This window comes from Thermococcus coalescens, from assembly GCF_055392585.1.
Window position 1 is genome coordinate 1,805,768 of record NZ_AP043764.1, and the last position, 12,175, is coordinate 1,817,942.

General features: G+C 54.7%; 11 protein-coding genes. 6 read left to right on the forward strand and 5 right to left on the reverse strand.

The annotated features are described in order from the left end of the window. Positions 1 to 556: 556 nt before the first annotated feature. Positions 557 to 1,558: a TIGR00341 family protein gene (locus ACZ5M3_RS10150; protein WP_464839466.1), complete on the forward strand. Its 1,002-nt coding sequence runs from the start codon at positions 557 to 559 to the stop codon at positions 1,556 to 1,558. On the opposite strand, the gene ACZ5M3_RS10155 is transcribed toward ACZ5M3_RS10150, so the two are convergent. After that, positions 1,555 to 2,001, reverse strand: a complete 447-nt coding sequence (locus ACZ5M3_RS10155; protein WP_464839467.1) for a hypothetical protein — start codon at positions 1,999 to 2,001, stop codon at positions 1,555 to 1,557. The genes ACZ5M3_RS10150 and ACZ5M3_RS10155 overlap by 4 nt on opposite strands. 81 nt (positions 2,002 to 2,082) lie before the next feature. Between ACZ5M3_RS10155 and nikR the strand changes: the two genes are divergently transcribed. Then, positions 2,083 to 2,499 (forward strand): nickel-responsive transcriptional regulator NikR, encoded by a 417-nt coding sequence (gene nikR, locus ACZ5M3_RS10160; RefSeq protein WP_464839468.1) that lies wholly within the window; start codon positions 2,083 to 2,085, stop codon positions 2,497 to 2,499. A 15-nt stretch (positions 2,500 to 2,514) separates the two neighbouring features. Further along, positions 2,515 to 2,931: an amino acid permease gene (locus ACZ5M3_RS10165; protein ID WP_464839469.1), complete on the forward strand. Its 417-nt coding sequence runs from the start codon at positions 2,515 to 2,517 to the stop codon at positions 2,929 to 2,931. Here ACZ5M3_RS10165 and rqcH read toward each other — a convergent pair. Continuing rightward, entirely contained in the window at positions 2,928 to 4,880 is a 1,953-nt protein-coding gene (rqcH, locus tag ACZ5M3_RS10170) for a ribosome rescue protein RqcH (protein WP_464839470.1), read from the reverse strand. The two genes, ACZ5M3_RS10165 and rqcH, sit on opposite strands and share 4 nt — an antisense overlap. 128 nt (positions 4,881 to 5,008) lie before the next feature. On the opposite strand from rqcH, the gene ACZ5M3_RS10175 reads away from it, so the two are divergent. Further along, positions 5,009 to 7,018: a 1,4-alpha-glucan branching protein gene (locus ACZ5M3_RS10175; RefSeq protein ID WP_464839471.1), complete on the forward strand. Its 2,010-nt coding sequence runs from the start codon at positions 5,009 to 5,011 to the stop codon at positions 7,016 to 7,018. A 64-nt stretch (positions 7,019 to 7,082) separates the two neighbouring features. Further along, positions 7,083 to 7,400: a P-II family nitrogen regulator gene (locus ACZ5M3_RS10180; RefSeq protein WP_297091575.1), complete on the forward strand. Its 318-nt coding sequence runs from the start codon at positions 7,083 to 7,085 to the stop codon at positions 7,398 to 7,400. A gap of 13 nt (positions 7,401 to 7,413) precedes the next feature. On the opposite strand, the gene ACZ5M3_RS10185 is transcribed toward ACZ5M3_RS10180, so the two are convergent. Both ACZ5M3_RS10185 and ACZ5M3_RS10190 read right to left on the reverse strand, forming a co-directional pair. After that, the gene (locus ACZ5M3_RS10185; RefSeq protein WP_464839472.1) at positions 7,414 to 8,142 is read right to left on the reverse strand and encodes an alpha-glucosidase; all 729 of its coding nucleotides are present in this window, start codon (positions 8,140 to 8,142) and stop codon (positions 7,414 to 7,416) included. A gap of 157 nt (positions 8,143 to 8,299) precedes the next feature. Beyond that, a complete protein-coding gene (locus tag ACZ5M3_RS10190) occupies positions 8,300 to 9,883 on the reverse strand; it encodes a sodium:neurotransmitter symporter family protein (protein WP_464839473.1) in 1,584 nt (527 codons plus the stop codon). Positions 9,884 to 10,494: 611 nt separating this feature from the next. Here ACZ5M3_RS10190 and gdhA point away from each other — a divergent pair. Further along, complete coding sequence (gdhA, locus tag ACZ5M3_RS10195) at positions 10,495 to 11,754, forward strand: glutamate dehydrogenase (RefSeq protein WP_464839474.1); 1,260 nt, start codon at positions 10,495 to 10,497, stop codon at positions 11,752 to 11,754. Positions 11,755 to 11,808: 54 nt separating this feature from the next. On the opposite strand, the gene ACZ5M3_RS10200 is transcribed toward gdhA, so the two are convergent. Then, positions 11,809 to 12,171, reverse strand: coding sequence for a potassium channel family protein (locus ACZ5M3_RS10200; RefSeq protein WP_464839475.1), 363 nt, complete (start codon positions 12,169 to 12,171; stop codon positions 11,809 to 11,811). Between the last annotated feature and the right edge of the window lie 4 nt (positions 12,172 to 12,175).

The window sequence follows — 12,175 nt, forward strand, 5'->3', positions numbered from 1 at the left end:
AATGAGGGAATAACGAGCGTGAGGGCCTCAGCTACGGCAGAAAAGTGGGGTACGGCAGAGCAGACACCAAAAACTCTCCCTCTCAGGTCAACGCCAAAAACAATCCCGCCCGAAAATCAGTGGGCTAACGTTGGGATTCAGGAAACCTTCAGGGTAGCCAAAAACAATCACTCCTGCACAGCATATGACATCAGAGTACGGAGCATTGTATCCTTTAAGAACTTTTTGGCTTTCCACTTGGCTCCAGGTCAGAAATTAATGGAGAATGGCGGCAGTTTTTGTCACGGTGACGACCGGCCTGCTGAGTCCCTTTGTATCACTAAAAACCTCCCTCCAAGAAGATGGAGGGATCCATAAAATTCGTGACGAAGAACAGGCCCCCCTCCCGATGAGCTCAGCTGAACGGCCATTCCCACTGTGGGAAAGCCCCGTGAGAAGTGACAGGTTCCCTCTTAGTGCCGCCGTAGCGCCGGATTTTATAACGGCTCCCTTCCATTCAAACTCCTTTGAGGCGGTAGCGTTATTAGGGCCATTGCCCAAACTGAAGCGATGCCCCATGCTCCGGCTGGAAGTCTACTGCGACAGGGGAGAGGGTGAGAAAGTTAGGGAGGTTCTGGTCGGGTGGGATCTCCAGTTCTACTTCGAGGAAGTTCAGAGCAACGAACACCGGGCGCTTAAATTCACCGCCCTCGTGCCGGATTTTGTGATCAACGACGTCGTCGACGAGCTGATGAAGGCCGTTGACCTGAGGAAGGGCCACTCCTCGATAACCTGGACTCCGGTCAGCGGAAAGTCGGTAAAGTACGCCAACTCGGTCAGGTCTCTCAGAAAATTCAAGCGCCACTGGAGTCTCGCCGCCATTGAGGGGCTCATCGAAAACGCCAACAACCAGGCCTGGGTTGACCCGATTCAGCTCACCCTCGGTGCGGTGGCATCGATAATAGCCCTCTTCGGCCTGATAAACGACAGCATCGTGATGATAATTTCAGCCATGCTCCTATCGCCCATCCTCGGTCCGCTCTACGGCTTCTCCCTCAATATCGTCATGGGCAAGGGGAGGGACGCCCTCGATGCCGTTTCATCGATCCTAAAGCTCCTTGGAGTCATATTCCTGTCTGCTCTCCTTGTGTCCCTGGCCCTCAAGCTTGCCGGCTCGATGCCCCCCGAGCCAACCCACGAGATACTCATCCGCGGCGACTCCGGGCTGGTTTACATACTCCTTGCCATAATCCTCGGCTACGCCGGGATAGTCGCCATAGTCAGCAGAATCCCGGAGATCCTGGCGGGAGTCTCAATAGCGGCCGCCCTAGTCCCCCCCACAGCGGTTATAGGTATCTCCCTGGCCATGGGCTGGTGGGACGTTTTCGCCGGCTCACTCGTGCTCACCGTGGAAAACGTCCTCGGCCTCCTCAGCGGTTCTCTCCTCGGTCTCTACCTCCTCAACGTCTCTCCGAGGAGCTACTATGAAAAGAGGGCGGCAAAGCTCTACACGAAGAGAACCGTGCTCGTTCTTGCCCTGATGCTCGCGGCGCTTGTACTTGTTGAACTCCTCAGTTAGGCCACTTCGGTCTGCTCGTATATTGGCCTGCCCTTCCGGTGTTTGACCAGAAGGCCGTAGAAGAACTCCTTCATATCTGGCCCCATCTCATCGTCGAGGAGCAGATCCGCCCTTCCGCGGTACTCTTTTTCTGCCCTGGTTATCAGGAGGGCTATCTGCGGCGCCAGATGTTCGAGGAGCGCCCTGACTAGCTCGGGATAGACCTCCTCTTCCAGCTCTTCATCCGATTCGATTCCAAGATACACGACGAAGCCCCTCATCTGAACCGCAAGGACGAATTCGTCCTCGCCAAGCTCGAAGAACGAGAAGTTGTAGCCCTTGGAGTCGGTTCTGGCAAGAAGGACGCCCCTTATCGAAAGTGTTACCGGCTCATCGTCTATCTCGAAAACGAGGTCCTTCGACAGCTCTCTGGTTGCTATTGCGTAGAGTTCCTCGATTGGCATGGGGCTACATTTCCCTCCGGGAATAAAAGGCTTTCGCGTCACGTTTTTAACGATGACGTTCAAAGAAATTGCGGTGGTGTCATGAAGATCACACGCTTTGGAGTCTCGGTTCCCGATGAGCTGCTTGAAAAGTTCGACCGTATAATCGAGGAAAAGGGCTATGTTAACAGGAGCGAGGCCATAAGGGACATGATGAGGGACTTCATAGTCCGACACGAATGGGAGGAGGGTGACCGGGAGGTTGCCGGTACAATCACCATAGTTTACAACCACGACGAGGCCGATGTCGTGAAGGAGCTCCTCGACCTGCAGCACGACTACGTTGACGAGATAATCTCAAGCCTCCACGTCCATATGGACGAACACAACTGCCTTGAGGTGGTCGTGGTCAAGGGCAAGGCCACCCGGATAAAGGAGATAGCCGAGAGGCTGATAAGCCTGAAGGGAGTAAAGCATGGGAAGCTCGTGATGACGACCACCGGAAGGGAGCTGGTTTGATGAAATTTGAGGGTGATGAAGATGAGGCTCTTTTCCTTCCTGTCTTCCCTTCTGGTGGTTCTCTCCTTTGCACTTCCATGGTTCCGTTTCAACGGTTGGGAAATAACCTTCCTCGGTATCCTTCGCGAAGTCCTGACGATCCCCGGGGGGTTCAACGAGGCGTTCTGGTGGCTCAACCCCAACAGCACCGCGGGCATGTTCACCTTCATAGCGTTCTTTGCGGGAATATTCATGATACTCGTCGGCGTGCTCTTCGGCCTTCTCGGGGGGAGGGTCGGCCCCGGGGTGGGCACTGTAGGGATGTTCGTCTTCACCATCACGTCGTGGTACGTCTACGGTTCGGGGTATTTTGAGATTCTGGCCGAGGGCTACGTCATAGCTCTGCTGAGCTTTGTGGTGGGCTTCGTAGTCGCCGGCGGTGAAAAGCTCTAGCCCACGACCTCGACAACGTCGCCGTTCCCCGGCGGCAGGACGGACATAACATCCTCTTCCCTCACCTTGTAGCCCCACTTCTCCAGAATACGCCGTATCTTCTTCACGAGCTCACTCTTCTTCAGCGAACCCGGGCGTATCACGATGTATCTGTCCGTGTGGGCCTTCATGGCATCGATAGGGGCGCAGACGACGTAGTCCTCGCCCTCATAGTTTATCACGCCAACGGCGAGCTTGAGAGGAAGCCCGTGGAGCCAGTTCCTCTTTCCGTAGACCATGAAAGCTCCCTTGCCCAGGTACTCGCCGCTCGGGGTCTGCTTGGTGACTTGGTCGGGATAGGCCCAGTAGGCGTCCTCGCTGTAAACGCCTCTGCTCCATGCCTTGCTCATCGAAACCGCGAACTGACAGGCCTCGAAGATGGTCTTCTCTCCCGCTTTTTGTCCGTCCTTTATGACCACGTGGGGAGCGCCGTAGACGTCGGCGTGGCAGTAGAGGTCGTTCTCGGCCATGTGCTTCTTTATTAGAATCTCGTTGGTGCTCGCGTCCTTACCCGCTAAAACCAGAAAGCCCTCGCTCGAAACGAACCAGCGGAACTTCTCGAACCACTTCTTCTTCCTTCTCTCTATGCGCCTGACGTTCAGCTCCTTCTTCATCTCCTCCTCGATGAGCCTCTCAACCTCGTCGAGCTTCCTCCTTGTGTCCTCGTAGGCCTTAAGTGCCCCCCCGTACTTGTGGCGGAACTTCTTGGCCTTCTCGTAGTAGAGTTCAGCGTTCTCACCTATGCTTTTGTTGAGGTAGAGGCGTATCTTTTTGCCTTCCAGCTCTATCGTGACGGCTTTCTCCTTGGGGTCGATGCCCTTTACCATGAGCGCGATTTTGTTGCCCCCTTTCTTGCCCTCCTCTATGCGCTTTTTGAACTCGTTCCAGCCGAGCTTTTCGGTGGCTCTCCTGAATTCTTCTAAAAGTCTCTCGATGAGGGCGTAGTTCGCGTAGATTAAGTCTCCTATCTCCTGATTGGCCCTCGCCCCCTCCTCGAAGCCCTTCAGCATCTCCTCCTGCTTTCTGAGCGTCATGAGGAGCTGCCTCTTTTTGGCCTCAAGCCTCCTCGTCTGCTCTATTCTGGCCTTCTCGATCGTTATCTTTCCGAAGTACTCGTCGAGTGCCTCGCTGAAGGTCTTAAAATAGCGCTTCTCAAGTCCCTCATAGAGCCTCAGATCGATTGGAACGACGTCGTGCATTTTTCCATCCTTTAAGACGATGTTAGGTCTTGGTTCGTCGTTGAAGGTCTTGAGCATGGCCTCGTAAACCCTCAGCAGATCATCGTCGCTGAGTTCTTTAACGGGGGTCGTCTTCGCGAAACCGGCCCTGATGGAAATCTCCTCCGCGTACATACCGCCCATGTTGAGCTTTCTGGCTAGGGCACGGACGAGTTCGAGGTTTTCATCTTCCCGCATCAGTTCCAGGAAGCGCTCCTTTGAAACCTCAAGGGGGTTCTCCCTCGCCGGCGGGAACCTGTATTCCGCCTTCGGCTTTATCGCCCTGTCCTTGTACTCCTCGTAGCGGAGTGCCGCGACGATTCTGTTCTCCCCGTCAACGAGTATCACGTTCCCCCTCCTGAAGAGCTCGCCGACGAGCGTGTAGTCCCCAACGCGAATCTTCACTATCCTGTCGAAGCCGTGCTGCTCTATCGCGTCGATGAAGCCACCGCTGAGGTGCTTTCTCAGGAGCATGGTGAAGCTTGAGGGCTGTTTTGGAGCCTCCTTTACGTAGGTCGTGAGGTGGAACCTCTTTCCGGCCTGGAGTATCAAGTCGGCCCTTCCCTCCTTCGTCCGGAGTTTAATCCTTATCTCGTCGCCGTCGTGGTAAACCTTGTCAACGCGAGAACCGACAAGCCACTGGAGCTCCCTCACGATGTAGCGTATGTCAACGCTGCTCATCTCTTCCTTCATTCTCTCACCCCTTCCGGGTTGTCCCTTTCCCTTTAAACCCCTTCGCTGTCCTGAGATGTTCACGGGCTCAACTCTGTTCCGGATAAGGTTAAATACTCCGAGATCAATAACACTCCCGGTGATATAGAATGAAAGGCTACTTCACGTTCGTCCTGCACACCCACCTCCCCTACGTTCGGAAGCACGGCAGATGGCCATTCGGCGAGGAATGGCTCTACGAGGCGATGAGCGAGACCTATCTGCCCCTCCTCATGGAGTTTGAGCGCCTCTGTTCTTCGGGTGTCAGGTTCCAGCTCGTGATCAACATAACCCCCGTTCTGGCCGAGCAGCTGACCGATGATTACATCAAGGCCGAGTTTGAGGGGTATCTCCTCAGGAGAATCGAGGCAACCGAGGAAGACCTGAAGTCGGGCAGGTACGATGAAAAAGCGGTTAGGGCTTCCCTCGACCACTTCAGGAAGGTTTACGACTACTGGAAGGCGATAAATGGGGACATCATCGGCAAGTTCCGCGAGCTCCAGGATTCCGGCTATCTCGAAATAATAACCTCCGCGGCAACGCACGGCTATCTCCCCCTCCTCGGCAGGGACGAGGCGGTAAGGGCGCAGATAGCAAACGGCGTTGCCACGTACGAGAAGCACTTCGGGAGGAGGCCTAGGGGAATATGGCTTCCGGAGTGTGCCTACAGGCCGGCCGGAGAGTGGGAGCTCCCCGACGGGAAGAAAATCAGGCGGACGGGGATTGAGAAGTTCCTGGAGGAGTTCGGCATCGAGTACTTCTTCGTTGAGAGCGGCCTGATCGATGAGGGCCCCGTGACGAGGGGCTACGGCGAGATTCAGCTCTACGAAGGAGAGAAGAGCACGCTGAGGCCCTACTGGGTTAGGGGCTCCAGTGTGGCTGTCTTCGCCCGCAACAGGGAAACTGGCCATCAGGTCTGGAGCGCGCACTACGGCTACCCAGGCGACTTCTGGTACAGGGAGTTCCACAGGAAGGCCCCGGAGAGCGGCGGGCAGTACTGGAGGGTAACGGGAAAGGACGTTGAGCTCGGAGACAAGGAGTTTTACGACCCCGATAAAGCGATGGAACGGGTCGAGGAGCACGCCAGACACTTCGTCTGGCTGGTGACCACGCTGCTGGAGGGTCATGAAGAGAAGTTCGGCGAGAAGGGAATAGTCGTCTCGCCCTACGACACCGAGCTCTTCGGCCACTGGTGGTTTGAGGGCGTCAAATGGCTCGGCAGGGTGCTTGAACTGATGGCGGAAAGGGGAATAGTCACCACGACACTTTCGGCCTTCCTTGACAGCTACACCGGGGAGCGGTATGAGGTTGAGCTCCCGGAGGGCTCGTGGGGGGCAAACGCCGATCACTCGACCTGGTGGAACGAGGGAACGGAATGGACGTGGGAGCACGTCTATCGTGCCGAGGAGAGAATGGTAGCGCTGGCGAGTAAGTACTACGGGATGGACAGAACCACCGACAGAATCCTTGAGCAGCTCGCGAGGGAGCTATTGATCCTCGAAGCCAGCGACTGGCAGTTTCTCATAACGACCGGTCAGGCGAAGAAGTACGCCGAGAGGAGGGTTCTGACCCACAGCAGGGACTTCCACAGGCTGGCAAACGAGCTGGAAAGGTACGTTAAAACCGGAGCTTTTGACGTCCGCCTCCTGGAGGAGCTTGAGGAGAGGGACAACCCCTTCCGGCCGGTGGTGGTTGCGAGCTACGTGAGCGAGAATCCCCCGGAGGTTCCAAAGTACTTGGAGCCCCCAGAGGTCCCACCGGAGGGGAGTGGAGGGCCCGCCGAACGGCCGCCGGAGGAAGTTCCCGAGAGGGCCTACGCCACGGAAGTTGTCAAGGCTGCGGCCATAAAGCCTTCCCGTAAAGCGGAAAAGCCGCCGGGAGGCGAAAAGGGCAGAAAACCGAGTATGGAGCGGCGCAGAACCTCCAGGAAAGGAAGAAAACTCAAGAAAAAGAGCGGTCTCCTATCAATAAAGGGCATCGGACCGAAGACCCTGGCAAGGCTCCAGAGTGCTGGAGTTCACACGGTGGAAGACCTTAGAAACGCCGACGTTGAGGAGCTGGCCAGGAAGACCCGCATCTCTCCCAAAAGGCTGAGGAAGTTTCTGGCCCAGATTTCCTGAATTTTCCTTTGTTTAATTTCGAAAGCCTTTTCTGAAGTTTTAACAAACTATCTATGTGGTTGCCATGAAAAAAGTTGAGGCGATTATCAGGGGAAACGATTTCGACCGCGTGAAGAACGCCCTCAAGCAGATCGGCATCGTGCCCCTGACGGCCTATCCCGTGCAGGGGAGGGGCGTTCAGGGCGGTGTTCCGCCGTACGACCTTCTTCCAAAAATGAAGATCGAGATCGTTGTAAAGGACAAGGACGTGGAAAGGGTCGTGGATACTATAGTAAGGAACGCCCGCAGCGGAACGCCGGGTGACGGGAAGATCTTCATAATCCCGGTGGAAGACGCCATCCGGGTAAGAACAGGGGAAAGGGGGAACGAAGCCCTCTACTGAGGGCTTTCTTTTTTCACAGGAACGCGTGTCTGTGCTTGTAGAGGGCGTAGCTGGCGTAGCCGAGCAGGATCAGTGTTGCCGCTCCAAGGACACCTATGATACCAACGACTGCCTGGGCAAATCCAATGCTTCTGCCGAAGGCCTCAGCTATCTTCGCGAGTTCGGCGGGGTTCTTAAATGCGTAGAGGGCATACCTTATGGAGAACGCGCCCATGACCATCGGAATGGGCATGACTGCGAAGGACAGCATCAGGCCGAGGTTGCCTCTCTTTCTCAGACTCAGCATCGCCAGGAGCGTTGGGATTATCAGTATCAGGGCCGTGAAGGCATACATCGGACCGAATATGCCGGACACAATATAGAACGGAACCATTCCAAACAGGAACGCCCTGTACGCCCTGCGAAGAACCTTGACCTCACCGGCGAAATCGTAGGGGGCAACTTTGGAATACTTGTTCATCGTCGCCACGTCCTTCATGTACTCTTTCTCCCCCATTTTCTCGATGTATTTGTCGTTTGTGTTGTTCTTCAGCCTGACAGCCCTTTTGAGGAAGAAGTTGGCCAGCTCCTCGTTATCGGTCGCGAGGTTTTCAGACAGCTGGAGGAAGTTCTCGCGGGCTTCATGGATAAGCCTGAGGGCCTTCTGCTTGTTTTTATCTGAGAGGTTTTTTAATGAGTTGATTCTCCTTTCAACATCCTCTAACGTCTGCGCGACGTCTCGCAGAATCTCTGCACTTCGCATAACTACACCTCCAAAAGGTAAAAGAAAAGCGGAGCTTTAAGCCTTTTGCTGTTTCTCGTGGTGCAGGAGCTTGGTAATGCTCCAGTACATCATGATGAATATTGCGCCCCATGCAAAGACTAGGAAAGCGAGAGCTCCCGTGTCCATCTTCACCACCTCAGAGCTTTATGAGCACCTCGTTCTTCGCAAGCTCCTCGCCGTACTTCTTCTTGATGGCCATGTACGCCTCGATGGCACCGATGATGAGGATTATGAGTATCACTATCCTGGCCCTGGTTATGAGGCTGATGACCTGAGGCGTGTAGTCGTAGCCAAGGACGTTGGTAACGTAGGACTCTGAGACACTGAAGGCGCCCATCTGGATGTAGTCCCAGGTGTTCCCCGCGAGGAGGATTATCATGAAGAGCGGCGCTATGAAGACCATGATGGGCTTGAACCAGCTAGGCACGTTGATGTAGGCTCCCTTGTGGAGCTCCTCCCAGAAGTTGTCGGGCTTGAAGAGCCAGACTGCCACTATGACGTCGAAGAGACCGAGCAGGACGAGGAAGTAGCTGCCGACCCACATGTCGAGCTCGCTGAGGTATGCCAGGCTGCTGTCGAGGGCGACTGGGAGTCCGAGGATGAACAGGAATACCCAGACCGCCCAGGTACCGATCTTTCTCTCAAGGTGTATGTCTTCCTCGAGCATGGCAACAAGATAGTTGTAGGTCGCTATTGCTGAGGTGAATCCTGCGAACCAGAGGAGCAGGAACCACATTGCACCGAATATCTGACCGGCCGGCATGTTGGCGAAGACGTTCGGCAGTGCCATGTATGCCAGACCAACGCCACCCTTGATGGCCTGCTCCGGGCCGAGGTAGGCGAAGGCTATCGGTATGGCGAGCGAACCACCGAGGATGACCTCCGCAAACTCGTTGAGTGAAACGGTGGCAAGACCGCTGAGGGCAACGTCATCTTCTGGACCGAGGTAGCTGGCGTAGTTGTGTATGATACCCATACCGAGGGACAGCGTGAAGAATATCTGTCCCGCCGCTGCAAGGCTGATCTTGAAGAAGTTCTGGCTCAGGGTCTGGAAGTCCGGCTTCCAGATGTACTCAAGGCCCTTGATAGCGCTCCACTCGGGCTTGACCGGTGAACCGAGGGTCAGTGCCCTAATAACAAGGAGTATGGCAAACACGTAGAGGAGCGGCATCATGACCTTGACCCAGCGCTCGATACCTTTGCTGACACCCTGGCCGACTGCTATTCCAAGGAGGACCATCGTCAGCCCCCAGAAGAATATGACTGCTTTGGTGTTGGCCACGTAGTTCAGGAAGAACTGGACGGTGTCCTTGCCGAAGTAGGCTCCGGTGAGGCTGTAGTAGGTGTACGCCGCTGACCAGCCGATGACCTGGTAGTAGTATGAGCTCAGCAGCGAGGCGACCGAGAAAGCCAGCATACCACCAATGATACCAAAGATAAGGGCGGTCTTTGGCTTCAGGCTTTCCCTGGCCATGAGGTAGAACATCGGGCCGATTGTACCGTGGCCGTACTTGCCACCGTATCTTCCCGTTGTCCACTCAATCCACATCACTGGTATTCCGAGGAAGAGCAGGGCTATGAAGTACGGTATCATGAAGGCGCCGCCACCGTTGCTAGCCAGCTGGTACGGGAACCTCCAGAAGTTACCAAGACCGATGGCGTTACCTGCCATAGCTAAAATCAAACCAAGCTTGGTTGCCCATTGATCTCTTTGTTCCACACAATTCACCCCCGTTCTTAAATGTATGGGCTTTAGCACCCCGTGTACTGCGGCGGGGCATTATGTATAAGACAAGGCATTCTATAAAAAGCTTTCTAATAGCTTTTTTCGACAAAAGACGATTTACTCAACCGTTAAACCAAGCTTGTTACGCTCTCGTCATTCTTCTAATACGTCAAAATGACGTAAGCACTATTTTGACACTATGTCAATTTTGAGGGGTTATTGGACAAATAGTGACAAAAATACGTCCTTCACACTCCATCAAATATTTAACCGGTGATGCCCACAATCTTGGTGGTGCCCGATGATTGGAACGAGAGTGATCTGATGGGTGATGACCGACTTCTCGCTGAGGGCCCTCGTTTCAATATGATTTCATACATTTTTATTCAGTGGTGCCCCTTTATGTTCTCCAATGTATAGAAAATCTTGGATGTACAGCCCTGTTTTTGTCCCAAAATTTCGGCAGATATTTTCTTTTCGCCGAAAATTTCCATACATAACTTTTTGTTTAAAATTAACCGTTCTCCTGCCTCCTTTGGCGAAAGGTTTATATATGCAAATGCCTAAGGGCTTATCGCAAATTACCGAAACCTGAGGTGGTAAGAATGGTCGAGATTGACCCGTTTGAGATGGCCGTTCAGCAGCTTGAGAGGGCTGCCCAGTTCATGGACATAAGCGAAGAGGCCCTCGAGTGGCTCAAGAAGCCCATGAGGATTGTTGAGGTCTCAGTTCCGCTCGAGATGGACGACGGTTCTGTTAAGGTTTTCACCGGTTTCCGTGTTCAGCACAACTGGGCCCGCGGTCCGACCAAGGGTGGAATCAGGTGGCACCCGGCCGAGACCCTCAGCACCGTTAAGGCCCTCGCCACCTGGATGACCTGGAAGGTCGCCGTTGTTGACCTCCCCTACGGTGGAGGTAAGGGTGGTATCATCGTTGACCCGAAAAAGCTCTCTGAGAGGGAGAAGGAGAGGCTCGCTAGGAACTACATAAGGGCCATCTACGACGTCATCAGCCCCTACACCGACATTCCGGCCCCTGACGTTTACACCAACCCGCAGATCATGGCCTGGATGATGGACGAGTACGAGGCCATCAGCAGGAGGAAGGTTCCGAGCTTCGGAATCATCACCGGCAAGCCGCCCGGAGTCGGCGGTATCGTCGCGAGGATGGACGCCACGGCAAGGGGTGCCAGCTTCACCGTCCGTGAGGCAGCCAAGGCCCTCGGAATGGACCTCAAGGGTAAGACCATCGCCATCCAGGGCTACGGTAACGCCGGCTACTACATGGCCAAGATCATGAGCGAGGAGTACGGCATGAAGGTCGTAGCCGTCAGCGACAGCAAGGGCGGCATCTACATGGAGGACGGCATAAACGCCGACGAAGTCCTCAAGTGGAAGAGGGAGCACGGCTCAGTTAAGGACTTCCCGGGAGCCACCAACATCACCAACGAGGAGCTCCTCGAGCTCGAGGTCGACGTCCTCGCTCCGAGCGCCATCGAGGGCGTCATCACCAAGGACAACGCCGACAAGATCAAGGCCAAGATCGTCGCCGAGCTCGCCAACGGTCCGACCACCCCGGAGGCCGACGAGATCCTCCACGAGAAGGGCGTCCTCGTCATACCGGACTTCCTCTGTAACGCCGGTGGTGTCACCGTCAGCTACTTCGAGTGGGTTCAGAACATAACCGGCGACTACTGGGACACCGAGACCACCAGGGCCAAGCTCGACAAGAAGATGACCAAGGCATTCTGGGACGTCTACAACACCCACAAGGAGAAGAACATCCAGATGAGAGATGCAGCCTACGTCGTCGCTGTCCAGAGGGTCTACGACGCCATGAAGTGGCGCGGATGGGTGAAGAAGTGATTTCTTCCCCTTTTCTCTTCGTTTCTGCCCTTCTGTAAGGCTATCAGAAAAGTTCTAGAGCTTTTTGGCCCGTTCCCGATAAAGCCTCGATATCGCCTGCATCGCGGCCGCGACCATTATTCCTGTCATTATCATTCCCAGTATGGGCAGTACAAGGGCACAGAGGAGCTTTGATATAGGCGTTGTTGGGGTTATGTCACCGTAGCCGACGGTGAAAGCGGATATGAATGCGAAATAAATTCCGTTGCCGATGCTCAGGGATTCTTGGAAGGCCAGCACCACCCCAAAAACAACTATCATGATAAAGAGGCCCAGAAGGATGCTTTTAACGTAGTAGAGAACCCTCAAAAATTCGTGGAGGAAAGTTCGAAAGTCTACGAGCTCGATTTCGAACCCTTCCTCTCTCTCATTTTCCATTCCC

Bases quoted from the DNA above. Each gene is read 5' to 3' on its own strand.
- ACZ5M3_RS10150 (WP_464839466.1), top strand. From the start codon at position 557: ATGCTCCGGCTGGAAGTCTACTGCGACAGGGGAGAGGGTGAGAAAGTT.
- ACZ5M3_RS10155 (WP_464839467.1), bottom strand. From the start codon at position 2,001: ATGCCAATCGAGGAACTCTACGCAATAGCAACCAGAGAGCTGTCGAAG.
- nikR (WP_464839468.1), top strand. From the start codon at position 2,083: ATGAAGATCACACGCTTTGGAGTCTCGGTTCCCGATGAGCTGCTTGAA.
- ACZ5M3_RS10165 (WP_464839469.1), top strand. From the start codon at position 2,515: ATGAAGATGAGGCTCTTTTCCTTCCTGTCTTCCCTTCTGGTGGTTCTC.
- rqcH (WP_464839470.1), bottom strand. From the start codon at position 4,880: ATGAAGGAAGAGATGAGCAGCGTTGACATACGCTACATCGTGAGGGAG.
- ACZ5M3_RS10175 (WP_464839471.1), top strand. From the start codon at position 5,009: ATGAAAGGCTACTTCACGTTCGTCCTGCACACCCACCTCCCCTACGTT.
- ACZ5M3_RS10180 (WP_297091575.1), top strand. From the start codon at position 7,083: ATGAAAAAAGTTGAGGCGATTATCAGGGGAAACGATTTCGACCGCGTG.
- ACZ5M3_RS10185 (WP_464839472.1), bottom strand. From the start codon at position 8,142: ATGCGAAGTGCAGAGATTCTGCGAGACGTCGCGCAGACGTTAGAGGAT.
- gdhA (WP_464839474.1), top strand. From the start codon at position 10,495: ATGGTCGAGATTGACCCGTTTGAGATGGCCGTTCAGCAGCTTGAGAGG.
- ACZ5M3_RS10200 (WP_464839475.1), bottom strand. From the start codon at position 12,171: ATGGAAAATGAGAGAGAGGAAGGGTTCGAAATCGAGCTCGTAGACTTT.